General features: G+C 69.9%; 19 protein-coding genes and 1 pseudogene. 13 read left to right on the forward strand and 7 right to left on the reverse strand.

The window, feature by feature from the left end; translation table 11 throughout:
- Positions 1-37 precede the first annotated feature (37 nt).
- The gene (galU, locus tag MD221_RS02150) at positions 38-958 is read left to right on the forward strand and encodes a UTP--glucose-1-phosphate uridylyltransferase GalU (protein ID WP_242107464.1); all 921 of its coding nucleotides are present in this window, start codon (positions 38-40) and stop codon (positions 956-958) included.
- Positions 959-1,055: 97 nt separating this feature from the next.
- Here galU and MD221_RS02155 read toward each other — a convergent pair whose 3' ends face one another.
- Together MD221_RS02155 and MD221_RS02160 are read right to left on the reverse strand one after the other, a co-directional pair.
- On the reverse strand, positions 1,056-2,294 hold the full coding sequence (locus MD221_RS02155) for a M20/M25/M40 family metallo-hydrolase (protein WP_242107465.1): 1,239 nt from the start codon (positions 2,292-2,294) through the stop codon (positions 1,056-1,058).
- 90 nt (positions 2,295-2,384) lie between these two features.
- Positions 2,385-4,106 (reverse strand): hypothetical protein, encoded by a 1,722-nt coding sequence (locus tag MD221_RS02160; RefSeq protein WP_242107467.1) that lies wholly within the window; start codon positions 4,104-4,106, stop codon positions 2,385-2,387.
- 377 nt (positions 4,107-4,483) lie between these two features.
- Here MD221_RS02160 and MD221_RS02165 point away from each other — a divergent pair, with 377 nt between their 5' ends.
- A complete protein-coding gene (locus tag MD221_RS02165; protein ID WP_242107469.1) occupies positions 4,484-4,774 on the forward strand; it encodes a hypothetical protein in 291 nt (96 codons plus the stop codon).
- Positions 4,775-4,873: 99 nt separating this feature from the next.
- Here MD221_RS02165 and MD221_RS02170 read toward each other — a convergent pair whose 3' ends face one another.
- From MD221_RS02170 to MD221_RS02180, 3 genes are all read right to left on the reverse strand, one after another.
- The gene (locus tag MD221_RS02170) at positions 4,874-6,079 is read right to left on the reverse strand and encodes an acetyl-CoA C-acyltransferase (RefSeq protein WP_242107471.1); all 1,206 of its coding nucleotides are present in this window, start codon (positions 6,077-6,079) and stop codon (positions 4,874-4,876) included.
- Between the two features lie 158 nt (positions 6,080-6,237).
- Positions 6,238-8,610 carry a 3-hydroxyacyl-CoA dehydrogenase/enoyl-CoA hydratase family protein gene (locus tag MD221_RS02175; RefSeq protein ID WP_242107473.1) on the reverse strand — a complete coding sequence of 791 codons (2,373 nt, stop codon included), beginning with the start codon at positions 8,608-8,610 and terminating at the stop codon, positions 6,238-6,240.
- 117 nt (positions 8,611-8,727) lie between these two features.
- Positions 8,728-9,351: a TetR/AcrR family transcriptional regulator gene (locus tag MD221_RS02180; protein ID WP_242107475.1), complete on the reverse strand. Its 624-nt coding sequence runs from the start codon at positions 9,349-9,351 to the stop codon at positions 8,728-8,730.
- A gap of 234 nt (positions 9,352-9,585) precedes the next feature.
- Here MD221_RS02180 and ndk point away from each other — a divergent pair, with 234 nt between their 5' ends.
- From ndk to MD221_RS02235, 11 genes and pseudogenes are all read left to right on the forward strand, one after another.
- Entirely contained in the window at positions 9,586-10,011 is a 426-nt protein-coding gene (gene ndk, locus MD221_RS02185; RefSeq protein ID WP_242107477.1) for a nucleoside-diphosphate kinase, read from the forward strand.
- 10 nt (positions 10,012-10,021) lie between these two features.
- On the forward strand, positions 10,022-11,236 hold the full coding sequence (gene rlmN, locus MD221_RS02190; RefSeq protein ID WP_242107479.1) for a dual-specificity RNA methyltransferase RlmN: 1,215 nt from the start codon (positions 10,022-10,024) through the stop codon (positions 11,234-11,236).
- Entirely contained in the window at positions 11,223-12,044 is an 822-nt protein-coding gene (pilW, locus tag MD221_RS02195; protein ID WP_242107480.1) for a type IV pilus biogenesis/stability protein PilW, read from the forward strand. Before rlmN ends, pilW begins: the two co-directional genes overlap by 14 nt.
- A gap of 17 nt (positions 12,045-12,061) precedes the next feature.
- A complete protein-coding gene (locus tag MD221_RS02200; RefSeq protein WP_242107481.1) occupies positions 12,062-12,910 on the forward strand; it encodes a helix-turn-helix domain-containing protein in 849 nt (282 codons plus the stop codon).
- A 217-nt stretch (positions 12,911-13,127) separates the two neighbouring features.
- Positions 13,128-13,763 (forward strand): YfgM family protein, encoded by a 636-nt coding sequence (locus MD221_RS02205; protein ID WP_242107482.1) that lies wholly within the window; start codon positions 13,128-13,130, stop codon positions 13,761-13,763.
- A 74-nt stretch (positions 13,764-13,837) separates the two neighbouring features.
- Positions 13,838-15,094, forward strand: coding sequence for an outer membrane protein assembly factor BamB (gene bamB / locus MD221_RS02210; protein WP_242107483.1), 1,257 nt, complete (start codon positions 13,838-13,840; stop codon positions 15,092-15,094).
- 82 nt (positions 15,095-15,176) lie between these two features.
- Positions 15,177-16,586 carry a ribosome biogenesis GTPase Der gene (gene der / locus MD221_RS02215; RefSeq protein WP_242107484.1) on the forward strand — a complete coding sequence of 470 codons (1,410 nt, stop codon included), beginning with the start codon at positions 15,177-15,179 and terminating at the stop codon, positions 16,584-16,586.
- Between the two features lie 66 nt (positions 16,587-16,652).
- Entirely contained in the window at positions 16,653-17,249 is a 597-nt protein-coding gene (mobA, locus tag MD221_RS02220) for a molybdenum cofactor guanylyltransferase (RefSeq protein WP_242107485.1), read from the forward strand.
- Between the two features lie 94 nt (positions 17,250-17,343).
- Complete coding sequence (locus tag MD221_RS02225) at positions 17,344-18,585, forward strand: molybdopterin molybdotransferase MoeA (protein ID WP_242107486.1); 1,242 nt, start codon at positions 17,344-17,346, stop codon at positions 18,583-18,585.
- A gap of 55 nt (positions 18,586-18,640) precedes the next feature.
- Positions 18,641-19,792: pseudogene (gene moeB / locus MD221_RS02230) on the forward strand (molybdopterin-synthase adenylyltransferase MoeB); the annotation flags it as partial.
- A gap of 96 nt (positions 19,793-19,888) precedes the next feature.
- Positions 19,889-20,902: a DUF2272 domain-containing protein gene (locus tag MD221_RS02235; protein ID WP_242107488.1), complete on the forward strand. Its 1,014-nt coding sequence runs from the start codon at positions 19,889-19,891 to the stop codon at positions 20,900-20,902.
- A 16-nt stretch (positions 20,903-20,918) separates the two neighbouring features.
- Here the strand turns inward: MD221_RS02235 and MD221_RS02240 are convergent, their stop codons facing one another.
- Together MD221_RS02240 and MD221_RS02245 are read right to left on the reverse strand one after the other, a co-directional pair.
- Entirely contained in the window at positions 20,919-21,689 is a 771-nt protein-coding gene (locus MD221_RS02240; RefSeq protein ID WP_242107489.1) for an alpha/beta hydrolase, read from the reverse strand.
- The gene (locus tag MD221_RS02245; RefSeq protein ID WP_242107490.1) at positions 21,689-22,015 is read right to left on the reverse strand and encodes a DUF1244 domain-containing protein; all 327 of its coding nucleotides are present in this window, start codon (positions 22,013-22,015) and stop codon (positions 21,689-21,691) included. Before MD221_RS02245 ends, MD221_RS02240 begins: the two co-directional genes overlap by 1 nt.
- Positions 22,016-22,062 lie beyond the last annotated feature (47 nt).

Consider the following 22,062-nt stretch of genomic DNA (forward strand, 5'->3'; position numbering starts at 1 on the left):
AGGGCGCCGCCGAAATGCGGCGCGATCCTCTCTCGAGATGACAACAGCCAACGCCAAGCATCCCCGCATCCGCAAAGCGGTGTTTCCCGTCGCCGGCCTGGGCACGCGCTTCCTGCCCGCCACCAAGACCGTGCCCAAGGAAATGCTGCCGATCGTGGACCGCCCGCTGATCCAGTACGCGGTGGACGAGGCCATCGAGGCCGGCTGCGACACGCTGGTCTTCGTCACCAACCGCTACAAGCATGCGGTGGCCGACTACTTCGACAAGGCCTACGAGCTGGAGCAGAAGCTGGAGAAGTCGGGCAAGCACGAGCAGCTCGACCTGGTGCGCAACGTGCTGCCCGAGGGCGTGCGCGCGGTGTTCGTCACCCAGGCCGAGGCGCTGGGCCTGGGCCACGCGGTGCTCTGCGCCAGGGCGGTGATCGGCAACGAACCCTTCGCCGTGATGCTGCCGGACGACCTGATCTGGAACAAGGACGGCGCCGGCGCGCTGAAGCAGATGGCCGACCATGCCGAGGCCAACGGCGTCGGCGCGATCGCCGTGCAGGACGTGCCCGAGGAGCAGACCGCCAGCTACGGCATCGTCGCCGTCGAGGGCTTCGAGGATCGCCATGGCGCGATCCGGCGCATCGTCGAGAAGCCGGCGCCGGCCGAGGCGCCGAGCACGCTGGCGGTGGTGGGGCGCTACATCCTGCCGCCGACGATCTTCGATCACCTGGAGAAGACCGGGAAGGGCGCCGGCGGCGAAATCCAGCTGACCGACGCCATCGCCGCGCAGATCGCCGATTCGCAGATCGACGCCTACCGCTTCAAGGGCACCCGCTTCGACTGCGGCACGCACATCGGCCTGGTCGAGGCGACCATCCGCTTCGCGCTCGACCACGAGAAGATCAGCGACGCGGCCCGCGACTCGATGGCGCGCGCGCTGCACGAACTGGGCGTCATCGACCTGGCCTGAGCCGGCGGTCGCGCCCCGGCCGACGCGGCCGCATCGGAAAAACGGCGCGTTTCCACGCGCCGTTTTCCATGGCGGCCTGCGCGTCGCGCGTCCGCCGTCATTGCGTGGTGACGCCGACGTTGCTGCCCAGCTCCACCGCGTAGGCCAGCGCCAGCTGCGAGAACTTCAGCGCGTGCAGGGCATGCCCGCCGCTCTTGTCCAGCGTGTCCTGCGAGGTATGGATGTAGGGATTGGACTCGTCGTTGCCGCGCGCGTCGTCGTAGGCCTCGAACGGGAACGAGGACGGGTAGCCCTGGCCCTGCCAGCTGGCGTGGTCGGAACAGGCGTAGTAGCAGTACTCCGAGCCCACCTGCAGGTTGGGCAGGTAGGTGCTCGCCAGGCGGCGCAGGAACGCGTTCTGGCGCGAATCCGTGCCGTCCTCGGTGATGTAGATGTCGCCGCTGGAGCCTTTGTAGTTGGTCATGTCCAGCTGCAGCACGCCCAGCACCTGCGCCTTGGCGGCCTTGTGGCTGGCGGCGATCTCGCCCGAGCCCACCAGGCCCACTTCCTCCGCCGCGTAGGCCATGAACTTGAGGGTACGGCGCGGCTGGTAGCGGCTGTCGGTGAGCACGCGGATCACCTCGCTGAGGTTGGCGATGCCGGAGGCGTCGTCGTCGGCGCCCGGCGCGGTGCCGCCGGCCCCGCCGCTGGCGATGCTGTCCAGGTGCCCTCCCAGGACGATGATCTCGTTCGGGCGTTCGCTGCCGGTGATGGTCAGCACCACCGATTTCTGCGCGGTGTTCCGGTGCGCCACCTGCTCCACCTTGATGTCGCTGCGGTTGCCGGCCAGCGCGGTCCACTGCTGGTACAGCCAGGTCGAGGCCTGCGCGCCGTATTCGCTGGCGTGATGGCGATTGCGGTAGTTGGAGAGCGCGGTGATCGACTGCACGAGATTCGGCTCGCTCAAGGACTGCAGCATCGACGTCACCAGGGGGCCGTTGTTGATTTCGTAGCCCGGGTATTGCGTGGCGAGCTTCTTGGTCCTGGCGGCGAGCGCATCCTGCGCCTCGGCCAGCGAGGCATGCGCAACGAAGCCGCCGCACTGCCGGCGGCCGGCGTGGATGGCGGAGGAAAGGGCATCGAGCCTGCCGCGCTCGACCTCGACGATGTGCAGACCGCCGCCGGCGGCCGTTCCCGGCGAGGGGGCGATCTCGCGTGCGCCTGGCGCGATGCCGCGCAGCAGGGTGTAGGCCTCGTCGCCGAGGCTGATCCAGACCTTGTCCTGTCCCGATCCGGCCAGGGCGGGCGCGGCGGCCAGCAGCAGGGCGGTGGCGATGCAAAGCGGGTGGATGCGCATGGACGTTCCTTTGTTGGCAAGGGGATGAAGGGGGAAGACCGGCGCCGCGCATCGCCTGGCAGGACGATGCACGGCGCCGGCATGGCGTCGTTACGGGACGGTCACGCCGTAGCTGCAGCTCTGGTTGTAGGCATTGCCGATCGCGGCGATCTGCGTGGCGCCGTAGCCGAGCGACTTGGCGGCGTTGATCACCGCCTGCGCGGCGTCCTTCTGGTTGCTGCTGCCGTTGGTCATCGACAGGCCGGTCAGGAAGGCCTTGTCCATGGCCTGGCCGCCGATGGCATCGCGTGCCACCAGGTTGCACGAGGACCAGTATTGGCCCGCGGTATGGCCCGTGCCGCCCAGGTTGCTGGGGTAGCTGTGGTTGAGATGCCAGTTGGTGACGCGCCCGTTCCAGAACTCGTTGTGGCCGTCCCAGTTGAAGACCCAGAAATACTGCGCGTCGCTCGGGGTCCACTGGTTCTGGAAATCGCGGCTGTAGGCGGCGGCGAGATAGTCGCCGACGCCTTCGGACAGGCCCTGGGTCTGCGACAGCCCGCCATGGGTCAGCCAGTCGTGCAGGCCGTGGCCGAGTTCGTGGACGACCACGTCGGCGTCCTGAGCGTCGTCGACGCCGCCTTCGCCGAAGGCGAGATACCCGTCGTTCGGGTCGTAGTGGGAATTGTCGTCGCCGTCCAGGCCATGCGGGTCGAACTTCACGCCGCCGCTGTACTGGGTGGGCGTGACGCTGACCCCGAGGGTCTGGTTGACGTAACGCATGAAGGTGTCGATGTGGTAGTAGACATTCACCGCATCGAAGAGCTTGTCGTTGCGCGCGAAGTTGAAGCTGCTGCCGGCCTGCGAGGGACAGGCGCCGTCGTTCGGGGATTCGATCTCCAGGCACTGCGCATACGGGCCCTTGAGGGCGTAGCGATTGCTGGCGAAGGTGATCTCGCGCAGCACGACCGACTTGCGCTGCGCGCTCAGTTGCGTCGTGCTGGCGTTGTTGCCGTCGCTGTAGCCGGTGCTGCCGTAGCTGGCGCGCGCCGAGGACAGCGGGTCGGGGGCGAATACCATGCCGTCGCCATCGACATTCAGCGCGCGGTCCTGGGCGCGCAGGACTTCGCCGCTGATCTCGTCCACCAGCAGCTCCCAGGTGCCGGCCTCCACGCGCCAGACGACGTGGGTACGCCCGGTGTCGGGCGACTGGTAGGCCATGCGTTCGGCGTCGCGATGGCCCGAGGTTCTGCCGCCCAAATGGCGCAGCGCGACGGCGATGGCGCGCCGGCCGTCGATCGCCAGGGCCTTGCCGGCCGCGGCCGGCTGCAGGTTGCGCACGCTGTCGTTGCTGACGTACACCACGCTGCCGTCGTCCTGCACGCTGACGGCGATGTCGCTGCCGTATACCGGCAACCCGTCCAGGCGCTGTCGGTAGCGCACGACAGACAGGCCCGGCGCGCTGCGCAGGCTGGTCTGCTCGATGCCGGCGAGTTCGTTTTCCTGCACGCCAAGCCTGTCGTGGCGCGCGGCCAGGTACTCGAAGGCGACGCGCGCGGCATTGGCGCCGCGCTCGCGTTCGCTGAGCGCCCGGCGCTGGGCGAGGCTGCGGGCATTGGCCGGCGTCGACTTGAAATCGGGACGGTACAGCACCGCCGCGCTGCCGTCGGCGCGATAGCGTCCGTCCGGCCATTGCTGCGTGGCTTCTGGCGCGCGCACGCCCTTGCTTTGCGCGATCGGTGCGGTGCGGGAAGGCTTGCTCGCTTGCGCGTTGGCGGTGCAGGCGAGCGCGACACAAACGGACAACAGGCGCAGGTGCGAAACGATGCGGGACATCGATGGTCTCCTACTGGTCGAGTGGGGCCGCGGAACGATGCGGCCACACTTCGTAGTCGAAGCAGCGTGCAGGCGATGTCACAAAATAACGCGTGATGCTGCGAACGCAGCACCGGGCGTATTCACAGTGTGCGCATTTCCACGATGAATTCGCGCATTCGATGAAAGTCGCGGGCGACGGCGTTTTTTCGCCGCCGATGCGGCCGGCCAAGTCAGTACGAATTGGAGCGAAGAATCGGAAGCGCGCCGCCGCAAGGCGTTTTGCCGCGGGCAAGTCGGGCGGAAGTACATTCGCGCGGCGGGAGGGCGCCTGTTCTCCCGCTGTTGCCATGTGGTCTCATTAATTAAGGACAATTATGAAAATCCAGAAAATCACCATGCTTCTCGTTCTGGCGATCGGCGCAGCGACCAGCTCCGCCCACGCGCAGCCGGCCGATTCGCAGCGCGGCAAAGACGCGGGCGCGAGCAGCCAGCAGTCCTCGTCCGCCGCGACGCAGCGCGGCGATCGGGGAACGGTGCTGAGCATTCCCGAGGACACCGCTTCGAGCAGGCTGGGCCTGCTGGGCACGGTCACGCCGCAATGGGGATACCAGTGCCGCCCGGAACCCGATGGCGGCTCCACGTGCTGCTGGAGCGACGCCGGCGGCAGGCACTGCTCGACCAACTGAGCACGGCGCAAGAAAAAGCCCCCGACGTTGCGGGGGCTTTTTTGTGGGCGTGGCCCAGGCCGGCGGGCTTGCCGGCGGCGGTGCGGCATCGGCTCGGCGTCAAAGCGCCTCGAAGATGCCCGCCGCGCCCATGCCGGTGCCGATGCACATCGTGACCATGCCGTACTTCTGCTGGCGGCGGCGCAGGCCGTGCACGATGGTGGCCGTACGCACCGCGCCGGTGGCGCCGAGCGGATGGCCGAGGGCGATGGCGCCGCCCAGCGGGTTGATCTTGGACGGGTCCAGGCCGACGTCGCGGATCACCGCCAGCGCCTGGGCGGCGAAGGCCTCGTTGAGTTCGATCCAGTCGAGCTGGTCCTGGGTCAGGCCGGCCTGCTTCAGCGCCTTGGGGATCGCCGCGATCGGGCCGATGCCCATCACTTCCGGGCGCACGCCGGCCACGGAGAAGGAGACGAACCGCGCCAGCGGGGTGAGGCCGTAGTCCTTGATCGCCTGCTCGGAGGCCAGCAGCACCGCCGCGGCGCCGTCGCTCATCTGCGAGGAGTTGCCGGCGGTGACCGTGCCGCCGAACTGGCCGTTGCGGAACACCGGGCGCAGCTTGGCGAGGCCTTCGGCCGAAGTGTCCGCGCGCGGGCCCTCGTCGTTCTCCACCAGCAGTTTCTTCAGGCGGATGGTATTGCCGCCGAGGTCGGGCTGGTGCGACAGCACCTCGTAGGGCGAGATCTCGCTCCTGAACTCGCCGGCCTTGATCGCTTCCAGCGCCTTCTGGTGCGAGGCGAGGGCGAAGGCGTCCTGGTCCTCGCGCGAGACCTTCCATTCCTCGGCCACTTTCTCCGCCGTGATGCCCATGCCGTAGGCGATGGCGACGTGGTCGTCCTTGAATACGGACGGCGACAGCGCTACCTTGTTGCCCATCATCGGCACCATCGACATCGATTCGGTGCCGCCGGCCAGCACCAGGTCGGCGTTGCCCAGGCGGATCTGGTCGGCGGCCAGCGCCACGGCCTGCAGGCCGGAGGAGCAGAAGCGGTTGACGGTCTGCGCGGCGACGGTGTTCGGCAGGCCGGCCAGCAGCACGCCGATGCGCGCCACGTTCATGCCTTGCTCGCCCTCGGGCATCGCGCAGCCGATCACCGCATCGTCGATGCGGCTGACGTCGATGCCGGGCGCCTGCGCGACGACGGACTTCAGGACATGCGCGAGCATGTCGTCGGGACGGGTATTGCGGAAGACGCCCTTGGGGGCCTTGCCGACCGGGGTGCGGGTGGCGGCGACGATGTAGGCGTCCTGGATTTGCTTGGTCATTGCAGTTCTCGATCGAAAGATGGATCGGTGAGGGTGGGTGCTGCCCCGTCATTCCCGCGAAGGCGGGAACCCATTATTTCTTCTGGCGCTTCCCGGATTCTTCCGGGCCATACCGGGGAAACGGGCCCTGCTTTCGCAGGGACGACGGGCGAGGGCAATCAATTCCGCAACGGTTTGCCGGTCTGCAGCATGTGCAGCACGCGGTCCTGGGTCTTCTTCTGCTGCGCCAGCTCGACGAAGTGCTGGCGCTCCAGGCGGAGCAGCCATTCCTCGTCGACCAGCGCGCCGCGATCCACCTCGCCGCCGCACAGCACGGTGGCGATGCGGGTGGCGATCTCGTAGTCGTACTCGCTGATGAAGCGGCCTTCCAGCATGTTGACCAGCAGCATCTTGAAGGTGGCGATGCCGACATCGCCGGCCACCTGGATGCGCCGCGCCGGCAGCGGCGGGCGATAGCCGGATTCGGCCAGCGCGCGCGCCTCCTGCTTGGCGGCGTAGAGCAGTTCGTAGCCGTTGAAGACCACCTTGTCGGTCTGGCGCAGCAGGCCGAGTTCCTTGGCCTCGAAGGCCGAGGTCGACACCTTGGCCATCGCGACCGTTTCGAAGTAGCGCTTGAGCTCGGCGAACACGTCGCCGCCCGGGCCCGCGGCGGCCGAGGCGCGCACCGCGATCTCCTTCAGCCCGCCGCCGGCCGGCAGCAGGCCGACGCCGGCCTCGACCAGGCCGATGTAGCTCTCCAGCGAGGCCACGGTCTTGGCGCTGTGCATCTGGAACTCGCAGCCGCCGCCGAGCGCCAGGCCGCGCACCGCGGCCACCACCGGCACCAGCGAGTACTTGATGCGCTGGCTGGTGGCCTGGAAGTTGGCGACCATGCCCTCGAAGCCCTTCAGGTCGCCCTTCTGCAGGTAGCCGATCGCGCCGGTGAGATCGGCGCCGGCGGAGAAGGGCTCCTTGTGCTGCCACAGCACCAGCGCCTTGAAGTCGCGCTCGGCGCGGCCGACGGCTTCCTGCACGCCGTCGAGCACCGCGTCGGAGACGGTGTTCATCTTGGTCTTGAACGAGAGCACGGCCACGTCGTCGCCGTCGCTCCACAGGCGCACGCCGTCGTTCTCGAACACCGTCTCGCCCTGCGGGAAGCTCTCGCCCAGCAGCGGATCGGGGAAGCGCTGGCGCTGGTAGACGGGCAGGGTGGAGCGCGGCAGCTTGGCGTTCTTGCCCGGGCTGTAGCTGCCCTCGGCGGCGTGCACGCCGTCGCGGCCGTCGAACACCCAGTCCGGTAGCGGCGCCGAGCTCATCGCCTTGCCGGCGACGATGTCGTCGGCGATCCACTGCGCCACCTGCTTCCAGCCGGCGGCCTGCCAGGTCTCGAACGGGCCGAGCGACCAGCCGTAGCCCCAGCGGATGGCCAGGTCGACGTCGCGCGCGGTCTCGGCGATGTCGGCCAGGTGGTAGGCGCTGTAGTGGAACAGGTCGCGGAACACGGCCCACAGGAACTGCGCCTGCGGGTGCTGGCTGGCGCGCAGCTGGGCGAATTTCTCGGCCGGGTTCCTGTTCTTGAGGATCTCGACCACCTCCGGCGCGGCGACGCGGTCGGAGGGCCGGTAGTCCTGCTTCTCCAGGTCGAGGACCACGATGTCCTTGCCGACCTTGCGGAAGATGCCGGCCCCGGTCTTCTGGCCCAGCGCGCCCTTGGCGATCAGCGCCTCCAGCCACTTGGGCGCCTTGAAGTACTGGTGCCAGGGATCGTCGGGCAGGGTGTCGGCCATGGTCTTGATGACGTGGGCCATGGTGTCCAGGCCGACCACGTCGGAGGTGCGGTAGGTGGCCGACTTCGGCCGCCCCAGCAGCGGGCCGGTGATCGCGTCCACCTCGTCGAAGCCCAGCTTGTGCTCGGCGGTGTGGTGGATGGTGGCCAGGATCGAGAACACGCCGATGCGGTTGCCGATGAAGTTCGGGGTGTCCTTGGCGTAGACCACGCCCTTGCCGAGGTTGGTGGTCAGGAAGGTCTCCAGGCCCTCCAGGATCGCCTTGTCGGTGGTGCGGGCCGGGATCAGCTCGGCCAGGTGCATGTAGCGCGGCGGATTGAAGAAATGCACGCCGCAGAAGCGGTGGCGCAGCTGCTCGGGCAGCACCTCGGCCAGCTTGTTGATGCCCAGGCCCGAGGTGTTGCTGGCCAGCACGGTGTGGTCGGCCACGAACGGGGCGATCTTCTTGTACAGGTCCTGCTTCCAGTCCATGCGCTCGGCGATGGCCTCGATGATCAGGTCGCAATCCTTGAGCTTGGCCAGGCTCAGCTCGTAGTTGCCGGGCACGATGGCCTCGGCCAGCGACTTGCTGCCGAGCGGGGCGGGGCTGAGCTTGCTCAAGTTTCCGATGGCCTTGAGCACGATCCCGTTGGGGTCGCCCTCCTTGGCCGGCAGGTCGAACAGGATCGTGTCGACCCCCGCGTTGACCAGGTGCGCGGCGATCTGCGCGCCCATCACGCCGGCACCGAGCACGGCCACCCGGCGGACAAGTAGATTCTGAGACATTACCCGTAACTCCTTGACTAATAGGGGAGAGTTCGACTTGAAGCGTGACGGTGCCAGGGTCCGGCCGGGGTCTGCCCGGGGTTGTTCCCAGGCATCTTCACGCTCCGAGATGAAGGTTCAAATCCGCAGCCCGGCCGCGGCGAAGACGATCAGCTCGCGCGCGGCGCGCTCGCTGTGCGCCGCCTCGCTGACCCCGGGCTGCCGCTTGATCAGGCCGAAGTCCGCCATCGCATAGATGAGGGCCCCGGCGAGGAAATCGAGACGCCAGTACAGCTGCTCCTTGCTCAGTTCCGGCACGCAGACCGCGATCGCCTTGGCGAACTCGCGCAGCACGTGGCCGTACTCCTCGGAGAGGAATTTGCGAAGTCCGTCATTCTTTTCGGCATAGGCGCGGGCGATCACGCGGATGAAAGCGCTGCCGCCGCGGTCGCGGGTGAGCGCCAGCGGCGGCTCGACGAAGGCGGCCAGCACCGGTTCCAGCTCGCCCGGCCGCTGTTCCTGGGCCTCGCGCAGCATGCGCAGGCGCAGGCCGCACATCTCGTCCATGCGCCGGCGGAACACCTCGTTGACCAGGTTTTCCTTGCTGCCGAAGTGGTAGTTGACCGCCGCGATGTTGACGTCGGCGCGGCTGGTGACCTGGCGCAGGGACGTGCCCGCCAGTCCATGCTGGGCGAACAGCTCCTCGGCGGCGCCGAGGATGCGGTCCTTGGTGGAGAACTGCGCGACGGGGGGATTGGGCATGCCCGGAAATAAATCAAACGTTTGTTTGATCGTAGTTCCGGGCCGCCCGCCCGTCAAACCCCGAGTGTGCGAAATGGGTGCAGAAGACGTTACCAATCCGCTAGAATTACCGTAGCCAAATCGGCTAAACCCGCGTCCGCACGCGGGTTTTTCCATGTTACTCTGGGCCCCTAGCAGGCAAGATCCCCCTGGATCTTGGGCAGCGAATGGCCCGCCTTTCCGGAGATCATCCCAATGGCGCTGGAGCGCACCCTGTCGATCATCAAGCCCGATGCCGTAGCCAAAAACGTCGTCGGCGAGATCTATTCCCGTTTCGAAAAAGCCGGCCTGAAGATCGCGGCGGCGAAGATGAAGCATCTCTCGCGCAAGGAAGCCGAAGGCTTCTACGCCGTGCATCGCGAGCGTCCGTTCTTCAATGCGCTGGTCGAGTTCATGATCAGCGGCCCGGTGGTGATCCAGGTGCTCGAAGGCGACAACGCGATCGCCAAGAACCGCGAGCTGATGGGCGCGACCAATCCGAAGGACGCCGCGGCCGGCACCATCCGCGCCGACTTCGCCGACTCGATCGACGCGAACGCCGTGCACGGCTCCGACGCGCCGGAAACGGCGGCGGTGGAGATCGCGTACTTCTTCCCGAGCACGGACGTCTACGCGCGCTGAGTTTTCCGAAGTGAACGACACGATCGCCAGCAATCAGGCACAAGGCAGGCCGGCACCCGGCAGGCAAAACCTGCTCGACCTCGATCGTGAGGGCCTGGAGAGCTTCTTCGCCGACACGCTCGGCGAGAAGCGCTACCGCGCCCACCAGGTGATGAAGTGGATCCATCACCGCCACGTCACCGACTTCGCCGAGATGACCGATCTCGGCAAGGTCCTGCGCGGCAAGCTGGAGGAGCACGCGCAGGTGCGCGTGCCGCAGATCCAGTTCGAGAAACCCTCCGCCGACGGCACCCACAAGTGGCTGCTCGGCATGGACAACAGCAACGCCATCGAGGCGGTGTTCATCCCCGACAAGGGGCGCGGCACGCTGTGCGTGTCCTCGCAGGTGGGCTGCGCGCTCAACTGCCAGTTCTGTTCGACCGCCACGCAGGGCTTCAACCGCAACCTGTCCACCGCCGAGATCATCGGCCAGGTGTGGGTGGCGGCGCGGCACCTGGGCAACGTCCCGCACAAGCAGCGCAAGCTCACCAACGTGGTGATGATGGGCATGGGCGAGCCGCTGATGAACTTCGACAACGTCGTGCGCGCGATGAGCGTGATGCGCGACGACCTCGGCTATGGCCTGGCCAACAAGCGCGTCACGCTGTCCACCGCCGGCATGGTGCCGATGATCGACAGGCTGGGCGAGGTCAGCGACGTCTCGCTGGCGGTGTCGCTGCACGCGCCCAACGACGAGCTGCGCAGCGAGCTGGTGCCGCTCAACAGGAAGTATCCGATCGAGGAGCTGATGGCCGCCTGCGAGCGCTACGCGCGCCGCAAGAAGGGCGAGTCGATCACCTTCGAGTACACGCTGATGAAGGGCGTGAACGACCAGCCGCTGCATGCGCGGCAGCTGGCGCGGCTGATGCGCCAGTTCGACAACGCGCTGCAGATGAAGGACGCGGCCAAGGTCAACCTGATCCCGTTCAACCCGTTCCCGGGCACGCGCTTCGAGCGCTCCTCCGAGGCCGACATCCGCGCCTTCCAGAAGTCGCTGCTCGACGCGCACGTGCTGACCATGGTGCGGCGCACGCGCGGCGACGACATCGACGCGGCCTGCGGCCAGCTCAAGGGGCAGGTGGCCGACCGCACGCGCCGCCAGGCCGAGCACCGCAAGCGCCTGGGCCTGGCGTCCGGGGACGGCGGCGGCCCGCAGGGCAGCGGAGGCGTCGATGCGGCTGCGTGAGGCCATCGCCATCGCCGTGCTGCTGTCGCTGGCCGCGACGGCCTGCTCGCGGCTGACCTTCGTCCGGCCCAACCCGAAGATCGGCAAGACCGAGTCGAACGGGCCCAGCTACGACTTCAAGGACTCGCCCGAGATCAAGCGCGAGACCACGCTGCGCGACCGCATCGGCCTGGCCCAGGCGCGCCTGGGCAGCGGCGAGTACGACGAGGCCGAGCGCCTGGCGCAGGAGGCGCTGCGCCTGGACCCCAAGTCGGCCGACGTCTACACCCTGCTGGCGGTGATCTCCGACCAGCGCGGCAACGGCGCGCAGGCCGGCGGCTACTACGCCAAGGCCGCCGAACTGGCGCCGGACCAGGGCGTGGCGCTCAACAACTACGGTGCCTGGCTGTGCGCCAACGGCCGGGCGGCCGAGGCGATGGCCTGGTTCGACCGTGCCGTGGTCGACCCGGCCTATCGCGACCGCGCCTCGGCCATGGCCAATGCCGGGGCCTGCTCGCTGCGCGCCGGCCAGGCCGGTCGGGCCGAACAGATCCTGCGCGCCGCCCTCGAGCTGGCGCCGGAGAACGCCGTCGCGCTGGAGGCGATGGCCGATGTCCAGTACCGCAATGCCCGCTACATGGAAGCGCGGGCGTTCTCGGAGCGGCGCCTTGCCGCGGCGCCGGCCTCGGACGATGCCCTTCGACTGGCGTCACTGATTGAAAACAAGCTTGGCGACAAGGCCGCCGCCGATCGTTATGCTCAACGTCTAAGAACGGAATTCCCGCAGGCGGGGTCCGTTCCACAATTAGGGGAACCCAGCCAACCATGATCCCGCCCAATCATTCCATGGCGGACGGCTCCGGCGTGGAGCAGGCACGCGCATTGCAGGAGCAGCGCGGCTGCGGGCAGCGTTTGCGCGATGCGCGCGAGGCCGCCGGCCTGAGCGTGGCCGACGTCGCCGCGCGCCTGAAAATGCCCGTGCGCATCGTCGAAGCGCTCGAATCCGAGGACTGGGCCCGCATCGGCGCCCCGGTGTTCGTGCGCGGACAGCTGCGCAGCTATTCCCGGCTGCTGGGGCTGCCGGTGGAGCCGGTGCAGAACGCCTCCGGCGTCGCGCCGATCGAGCCGACCCGGCTGGTGGCGCACTGGCGCACGCCGTGGCTGCAGCGCATCGCCGACCAGGTCGGCGGCCGGCTGGTCTACATCGTCATCACCGCGCTGATCATCCTGCCGGTGTGGGTCGCCACGCGCTCGCACCTGGACAGCGGCGACGAACTGGCCGCGCCGCTCGACGTGCCCGCCGACAAGCTGGCCGCCGCCCACCAGGCCGACGCCTCGGCGCAACCGGCCGTGCGCGAGCCCTCGACCGTGGTCGCCTCGATGGTGCCGCCGCGCCAGAGCACGCCGGCCGCCGCGCCGGCGTCCGCGGCGCCCGAGCTGAGCCTGCGCTTCAGCGACGACAGCTGGGTGCAGATCCGCGCCAAGGACGGAAGCACGCTCGAGGAAGCGCTGCTCAAATCCGGCGAGAGCCGCAGCTATCCGGCCGCCGACGTCGGCCGCGTGGTGCTCGGCAACGCCAAGGCGGTGGAGGTGCAGCGCAACGGCCAGGCCCAGGACCTGACGCCCTTCATGCGCGCGAGCGTGGCGCGCTTTACGGTATCCTCCGACGGCGCGCTCGCGCCGGTCTCCGACTGAGACGCCGTGCCCGGCGCGGTCCGCGCCGGGCTCCGTACGGACCGCTCGGCTCCGATGCGGGATAATGGCGCATGAACCCGCATCGGCCGCGCCGCCTGGGCGCGCGGCCGGTCTGGTACTGTCGGCCCGCTTTCCGGGCCCTCGATCCGTGCCGTGCCCGACCCGGCGGGCACGGCGGCATCCACCACCTACGCAGCTTTGCGATGGCTGATTTTCGATGGCAATAGACGATCTTCTCGACGAACACGAACAAAGCGAGCGCGTGCTGTCCTGGCTGCGCCGCAATGGCCTGGGCCTGATCGGCGGCGTGGTCCTGGGCCTGGGCCTGATCGGCGGCTGGCAGTGGTGGAAGGCGCGCGCCGTCGGCGAAAGCCAGCGCGCCGGCGAGCAGTACCAGGCCGCGCTGAAGGCCGTGCAGTCCAAGGACCTCAAGCAGGCCCAGGCGCAGCTGGCCGCGCTGAAGGACACGCCCTACGGCGTGCTCTACGCGCTCGATCTGGCCAAGGCCCAGCTCAACGCCAACCAGCGCGATGCCGCCATCGCCACCCTGCGCGCCGCCTCCACCGAGGATCCCGGCCTGCAGAACGTGCGCAATCAGCGCCTGGCGCGCCTGCTCATTGACGCCGGCAAGGCGCAGGAGGCGCTGCAGGCGCTGGGCGGAGCCGACGACGTGGTGAGCCTGGAAGTGCGCGGCGACGCCCAGGTCGCCCTCGGCAAGCGCGACGACGCGCGCAAGTCCTACGGCGACGCCCTGACCAAGCTCGACGTCGCGGCGCCGCAGCGCGGCCTGCTGGAGCTCAAGCTCACCGACGTCGGCGGCAAGCCCGCCGCGAAACCCGAAGCCCGCACCTGAGGGGCCCGCACTTGAAAGACACCTCCGTGAAAGGCGCATCTGCAACAGGTACATCAGCAAAAGGCACGCACCCGATGAAAAGCTTGGCCCTGCCGTCCGGCACCGTCCTGCGCCGCACGGCGCTGATCCTGCTTTGCGCGTTCGCGTTCACCGGATGCAGCACCGTCAAGGGCTGGTTCACCAGCAAGGACAAGGAAGACGCCAAGAAGGCCAACGAACCGGCCGAGCTCACCGAATTCACGCCCAGCGCCACCGTCAGCCGGCTCTGGTCGGTGAAGGCCGGCAAGGGCGAGAAGCGCCTCGGCGCCCGCCAGGGGCCGGTGGCCGCCGACGGCCGCGTCTACGCCGCCGCCGTCGAGGGCGGGGTGCATGCCTTCGACCTGCAGACCGGCAAGTCGGTGTGGCACTACGTGCCCAAGCGCCAGGACAAGGACAAGAAGGACAAGGACATCCGCCTGTCCGGCGGCCCGGGCGTCGGCGACGGCCTGGTGGTGGTCGGCAGCCTCAAGGGCGACGTGATCGCGCTCGACGCGGCCACCGGCACCGAGAAGTGGCGCGCCAGGGTCCCCAACGAAGTGATCGCCGCGCCGGCGATCGGGCAGGGCCTGGTGTTCGTGCGCTCCAACGACGGCCGCATCAGCGCCTTCGATGCGACCAACGGCGAACGGCGCTGGTTCTGGAACCGCGAGCTGCCGACCCTGACGGTGCGCGGCAACGACGCGCCCACCCTCGGCCCGGGCTTCGTCTTCGTCGGCAACGACGACGGCACGGTGACCGCGCTGGCGATGGCCGACGGCCGCCCGATCTGGGACCAGACCGTGGCCCAGCCCGACGGCCGCAGCGAACTCGAGCGCATGGCCGACGTCGACGGCTCGCCGGCGCTGGACGGCACCACGCTCTACGTCACCAGCTTCAAGAAGCAGACCATGGCGCTCGACGCCCCCAGCGGCCGCCCGATCTGGGCCCACGACAATGGCGGCCCGGGCCGCGTCGGCATGGCCAGCGACCGCGTGGTGGTCTCCGATCCCGCCGGCACGGTGTGGGCGCTCGACAAGAACAGCGGCAGCGCCTTGTGGTCGCAGCCGGTGCTGGCGCGGCGCAATCTCACCTCGGCAGCGGTGCAGGGCGACTATGCGGTCGTCGGCGACTACGACGGCTACCTGCACTGGCTGCGCCTGTCCGACGGCAGCCTGGCGGCGCGCGAGCGCACCGGCGGCGATCCGCTGCGGGCCAGCCCGGTGGTGGTCGACGGCATCCTGCTGGTCGAGGACACCGACGGCGAGATCAACGCCTACCGCGTCGATTCGGCGCCGGCTACCGCCAAGAACTGAAGAGGCGGGCGGAGCGGGGTGAAAGCAGCAGCGGCCGCCTTTGTCCCTTCCTCGCTTCGCCTTCGCCAACCCCCGAATCCCCATGCTCCCTCTCGTCGCCCTGGTCGGTCGCCCCAACGTCGGTAAATCGACCTTGTTCAACGCGTTGACGCGCACGCGCGACGCGCTGGTGCACGACGAGCCGGGCGTGACCCGCGACCGCCACTACGGCGTCTGCCGCCTCGACGAGGCGCGCCCGTTCGTGCTGGTGGACACCGGCGGCATCGCCGGCGAGAACATCCACATGGAAGGCACGGGCCTGGCCGGCGCCACCGCGCGGCAGGCGCGCGCGGCGGCGGAAGAGGCCGACCTGGTGCTGTTCGTGGTCGACGGCCGCGAGGGCGCCTCGGCGCTCGACGACGACATCCTGCGCTGGCTGCGCAAGACCGCGCGTCCCACCTTCCTGGTCATCAACAAGACCGACGGCATCGACGCGCGCGCGGCCATGGCCGAGTTCTCGCGCTACGGCTTCAGCGACGTGCTCGCGGTGTCCTCCGCGCACCGGCAGGGGCTCGACGAGCTGCTGGCCAAGGTGCTGGCGAAGCTGCCGCCCGACGGCGACGCGACGCTGCTCGACGACGATCCCGAACGCATGCGCATCGCCTTCATCGGCCGCCCCAACGTGGGCAAGTCGACGCTGGTGAACCGCCTGCTCGGCGAGGAGCGTATGATCGCCTCGGAAGTGGCCGGCACCACGCGCGATGCCATCGCCGTCGATCTGGAGCGCGACGGCCGCAAGTACCGCCTGGTCGACACCGCCGGCATCCGCCGCAAGTCGCGGGTGGAGGAGGCGGTGGAAACCTTCTCGATCATCAAGACCCTGCAGGCGATCGAACAGTGCCAGGTCGCGGTGATCATGCTCGACGCCAGCGAGGGCGTCACCGAGCAGGATGCCAGCGTGCTCGGCGCGGTGCTCGATTCCGGGCGCGCGCTGGTGGTGGCGGTGAACAAGTGGGACGGCCTGAGCACCTACCAGCGCGAACAGGTCGAGGCGCTGCTGTCGCGCAAGCTGGCCTTCGTGCAGTGGGCCGAGGCGGTGCGCATCAGCGCCAAGCACGGCTCGGGCCTGCGCGAGCTGTTCCGCGCCGTGCACCGCGCGCATGCCTCGGCCACGCGCCAGTTCGGCACCGCCGAGATCACCCGCGCGCTGGAGATCGCCTACGAGGCCAATCCGCCGCCCACCGTGCGCGGGCACGTGGCCAAGCTGCGCTTCGCCCATCCCGGCGGCGAGAATCCACCCACCTTCGTCGTGCACGGCACGCGCCTGCGCACCCTGTCCGACACCTACCGGCGCTACCTGGAAAACTTCTTCCGCAAGCGCTTCAAGCTGGTCGGCACGCCGGTGCGCTTCGTGTTCAAGGAGGGCGAGAACCCCTACAAGGACAAGAAGAACGTGCTCACCGACCGGCAGATGGCGCGCAAGCGGCGCCTGCTCAAGCACGTCAAGCGCTAGGATCGCGGGCGCCGGCATCGGCGCGCCATCGATCCGCGTCGAGCCGCCGTGCCATCCACGCCGCCGATGTCCGCAGCGCCGCCTCCCGAAGCCTTGACCCTCGGCATCCTCGCCGGCGGCCGCGCCACGCGCCTGGGCGGCCTCGACAAGGCCTGGCTGGAGCGGGGAGGCGTGCCGCAGGTGACGCGCCTGGCGCGGCGTTTCGCGCCGCAGGCGGCGGCCGTGCTGGTGAGCGCCAACCGCGATGTACAGCGCTACGCCGAGGCCGGCCTGCGCGCGGTGGCCGACCGGCAGGCCGACCTGGGCCCGCTCGGCGGACTGCAGGCGCTGGCCGAAGCCTGCGCGACGCCATGGCTGCTGACGCTGCCGGTCGACCTGGTCGACGTCAACGACTGCCTGTGGCCGAGCCTGGCCGCGGCCGGCGGGCGCGGCGCCTTCGTCGAGGACGACGACGGCCTGCAGCCGCTGGTGGCGCTCTGGCAGGTGAAGGAGCTGCGCGCGGCGGCGGCCGCGGCCATCGCCGGCGGCGACTACGCGGTGCGTGCGCTGCAGGCGCGCCTGGGCATGGCGCGGGTACGGCTGGCCGGCGTGCGCCTGGGCAATCTCAATACGCCCGGGGACCTCGCCGCCGCCGGCATCGCACCGTCGCCGGACCGACAATGAATCGATGCGTCGCGCCGATGCGCGCCGCCATGCCGACCTGCGAACGCAGCGCTTGCGCTAAGGTGGCGGCTGCCATGACACCGCTGCCATCGCCGTGACGGATTTCCCGACCCGCATCGCCTTCGACGAGGCCCTGTCCATCGTCGCCGACGTCGCCGCGCGGCGGCGCCTGCCGATCGAACGCACCGCGCTGGCGCGCGCCCACGGTCATGTCCTTGCCCAGGACATGACTGCGCACCTGGCGCAGCCGCCCTTCGACAATTCGGCGATGGACGGTTTCGCGTTCCGCCACGCCGATCTTGCCGCGGGCCAGGCGCTGCGGCTGGCGGGCGAGCAGTTCGCCGGCGCCGCGCTCGACCTGCATTTGGCGGCGGGCGAGTGCGCGCGCATCACCACCGGCGCGGCGTTGCCGCAAGGCGCCGACACGGTAGTGATGAAGGAAAACGCCACGCTGCAGCCGGACGCGCAGGGCGACCGGGTGCGCGTCGACGTCGCGCCCAGGCGCGGCCAGCACGTGCGCGTCGCGGGCGAGGACACGCGCCCGGGCGATGTGCTGCTGCACGCCGGCGAAGTGCTGACGCCGACGCGCATCGCGCTGGCGGCCTCGCAGGGGCTGTCCGAACTGCCGGTGGCGCGCCGCCCGACCGTGGCGGTCTTCACCACCGGCGACGAGCTGGTCGAGCCCGGCCTGCCGCTGGCGCCAGGGCAGATCTACAACTCCAACCGCGAACAGCTGATGGGCCTGCTGCGCGCCGATGGCCTGGAACCGACCGCCTGGCCGACGCTGCGCGACGATCCGGCGCAGCTTGCCTCCGCCTTGCGCCATGCCGGCCACGCCTTCGACCTGGTGATCACCTGCGGCGCCGTCTCGGCCGGCGAGAAGGACCACCTGCCGTCGCTGCTGCGCGCCCACGGCCGGGTGCTGTTCTGGAAGGTGGCGATGAAGCCCGGCATGCCGGTGCTGCTCGCCGAGGGCGGCGGCGAGGGACGCTTCGGCGATGCCCTGTTCCTGTGCCTGCCGGGCAATCCGGTCTCGGTGCTGGCGACCTGGCTCACCCTCGGCCGCGCGCTGACCGACGGCCTGCAGGGCAGGGCGGCGCCGCGCCCGCGCTGGCGCGCGCGGCTGGCCGCGCCCTGGGACAAGACCCACGAGCGCCTGGAATTCCTGCGCGGCCGCCTGCGCGCGCTGGAGGACGGCTCGCTGCAGGTGGAGGCCAATCCCGCCGACGGTTCGCACCGCATGCGCGCGGCCGCCGACTCGGATGCGCTGATCGCGCTGGCCGCCGGCGCGAGGACTTACCCGGCCGGCGCGGTGGTGGACGTGCTGACGTACTGAACGCGCCGCCGGCAACAGGGCGTTCCGCCGCCGATGCGCGCGGCCGCGCCAACGGCGCGATAATTGCGGCATGACGATCCGGGACATCACGCCGCGCCAGGCGCAGCAGCGGCAGCGCCAGGGCGCCGTGCTGATCGACGTGCGCGAGGACCACGAACGCCAGACCGGCCAGGCCGAGGGCGCGCTCGGCGTGGCCCGCGCGGCGCTGGAGCGCGAACCGCAGCGCTACCTGCGGGACCTCGAGGCCGAAGTGCTGCTGATCTGCCAGAGCGGCAACCGCTCGCGGCAGGCTGCGGAAGCCTTGCGGCAGGCCGGGTACCGGAACCTGGCCTCGGTGGCCGGGGGTACGACGGCCTGGCGTGCGGAAGGCCTGCCGATCGCGCTGCCAGCCGTCGACGACGGCATCGATGCGGATTTCGTCGAGCGCTATTCGCGGCACATGCTGCTGCCGGAAGTCGGCCTCGCCGGGCAGCGGCGACTGCAGCAGGCGTGCGTGCTGGTGATCGGCGCGGGCGGACTGGGGTCGCCCGCGGCCTTCTACCTGGCCGCCGCCGGCGTCGGCCGCCTGCGCATCGTCGACGACGACGTGGTCGACCGCAGCAACCTGCAGCGGCAGATCCTGCACGAGGAGGCGGGCGTCGGCCTGCCCAAGGTGGCGTCCGCCAAGGCGCGGCTGCTGGCGCTCAATCCGCGGATCGAGGTCGAGGCCGTGGCGGAGCGGGCGGGGTCGGCCAATATCGAACGCTTGCTGGACGGCGTCGACGTGGTGGTGGACGGCGCCGACAATTTTCCGGTGCGCTATCTGCTCAACGATGCCTGCGTGAAGCTGGGCAAGCCGCTGGTGTACGGCGCGGTGCATCGCTTCGAGGGACAGGTAAGCGTGTTCGACGCCGGGCGCGCGCGCGGGCAGGCGCCGTGCTATCGCTGCCTGTTCCCGGAACCGCCGCCGCCGGAGGCCGCGCCGAACTGCGCCGAGGCCGGCGTGCTGGGCGTGCTGCCGGGGGTGATCGGCATGCTGCAGGCGACCGAGGCGGTCAAGCTGGTGCTCGGACTCGGCGAGCCGCTGCGCGGGCGGCTGCTGCATTTCGATGCCTGGTCGATGCGTTTCCGCGAGACGCGGCTGGCCGCCGACCCCGATTGCCCGGTGTGCGCGGCCGGCATGCCGTTCCCGGGTTACATCGACTACGCGAAGTTCTGCGCCGCATGACGGCCGCGCCGCGTCCCGGCGCCATTTCCGCAGCGTGAACGACCGCTCAGCCGCGCTGTGGCAGGATGCCGCATTCCCGCATGCCGAGCCTCCCGCATGATCCGAGCGCGTCCCCCGGTCCTGTCGTTGCTGTTTCTGCTGGTCTGGTTGGCGGCGCCGTTCGCCGCGCAGGCGGCCGTGTGCAATGCCTCGGCGGCCGATTCGCCCACCGCGACCTACGCGCAGAAGGTGGCGGCGATCGCCTGTCGCGAGAACATCCTCTGGTATTCGCCCTTCATCGACGTGCAGGGCCGGCTGGCCAGCATCACCGCCTCCGAGGGCGAGACGATGGCGCTCAGCGACGGCTACACGCCGGCGTGGAAGCGCGTGGCCGACTACTGGCGCGACAGCGGATTGATGGGGCAGATGGCCGGCTTCCCGGGCGCCACGGACTGCAGCTACGCCAATGCCAGCTACGCGCCGCCGGCCTGCCGCGCCTTCCTGATCGACAAGCCCTGGTCGGCGGCCTTCGTTTCCTACGTGATGGCGCAGGCGCGCCTACCCGGGTTCAGACCCTCGCCCAGCCATTTCGACTACGTGCGCGCCGCCTATGCGCAGCCGGCCGAGAGCGCCTACCGCTTCGCCGACCCCGATGCCGAGCCGGCGACGATCGGCGACCTGCTGTGCTTCGTGCGCGCCAACAGCACGCCGCTCGGCTTCCTCGGCATGCAGCGCTATCTCGCCGCCAACAGCGGCGGCGGGCTGTTCATGCATTGCGACATCGTGGTCGGCGTCGACCGCGGCGCGGGCAAGCTGTACACGGTCGGCGGCAACGTGCTGCAGGGCGTGACGCTGCGCATCCTGGCCATCGACCGCAACGGCATGCCCAAGGACCTGCCGCGCGGCGCCGGACGCTCGACCACCTGCTGGCCCGAGAACGAAGCCGGCTGCAACTTCAACCGCCAGGACTGGGTGGCCGTGCTCAAGCTGCGCCCGGCCTCGGACATCGCCGCGCTGCCGCTGCTGGCCCTGCCGCCGTCGCTGCCGTCCTCGCCTTCCAACCAGCCGCAGGTGCAGTGCTGCGTGAACTGCGTGGTGGGCTCCGGCGTGCCGCGCTGCCCGAGGCCCTAGGCGCGGCGCCGAGCGCTCAGCGCATGAAGCGCGCCAGCGCCTGGCCGTAGGCGGGAAAGCCGGAGATGTCGTCGTGCCCGGCGTCGGCGATCGCCACCACCTGCGGCGGCTTCGGCAGCGCCGCGATCAGGCGGTCGGTGCGCGCGGGCGCAATCACCTCGTCGCGGCCGCCGCGCAGGACCAGCACCGGTCCCGCGTAGCCGCGCAGATAGGTGGTCGAGGCGTAGCGGTCCTGGATCAGGCGGCGTACCGGCAGCCAGGCGTAGTGCGCGGCGGCGACCGCCTCGATGCTGTCGTAGGGCGTGACCAGGGCCAGCCGGTCCACCGGGCGTTGCGAGGCGAGGTAGCTGGCCACGCCGCTGCCCAGGCTGCGGCCGATCACGCGCACCGGCTGGCCGGGATGGCGGGCGCTGACATGGTCGTAGAGGGCGAGGGCATCGGCGAACAGCGCCGCCTCGCTCGGCGTGCCGTCGCTGGCGCCGTAGCCGCGGTAGGCGAGCAGGTAGACGCTGCTCCCGGGAAACCATTGCGCAAAACTGTCGCGATTGTGCTCGATGCGCTCGCCGTTGCCGCCGAAGTACAGGATCGGCGATCCGCCGTCGGGATCGAGCGCCCAGCCGCGCAGCACGATGCCGCCGCGATCGAGCGCGAAGTCGGTGGCGGCGGCGTCCGCGCGCGTGATCTGCGGGAAATACAGCAGGCTGCGCTGGTGGCGGTAGACCCACCAGCAGGCGGCCAGGTAGAGCGCCAGCGCGAAGGCGGCGAGCAGGGCGAGGAAGCGCAGCATCAGTCCGCGCGCGGATGCCGGCGCTGCGCGTCCTCGAACGCGCGCAGCTGCTCGGGCGTCGCCGGCGGCTGGTGCTCGGCCTTCCATTGCTCGAACGGCCGGCCGTACACGATCTCGCGCGCCCGGTCCTTGTCCATGGCCACGCCCCGCGCCTGGGCGGCCTCGCGGTACCAGTCGGCCAGGCAGTTGCGGCAGAAGCCGGCGAGCACCATCAGGTCGATGTTCTGCACGTCGGGCCGCGCTTCCAGCAGGTGCCGGCGCAGGCGGCGGAAGACGGCGGCTTCGATCTGGACGGTGTCGGTCGCGGCGGTGTCGGGGTCGGTCATGGCGGCGGGTCCGCGTCGGGGAGGGCGCACTGAGCTTACGGGATGAA

Source organism: Luteimonas aquatica (assembly GCF_022662575.1).
GTDB classification, from domain to species: domain Bacteria; phylum Pseudomonadota; class Gammaproteobacteria; order Xanthomonadales; family Xanthomonadaceae; genus Luteimonas; species Luteimonas aquatica.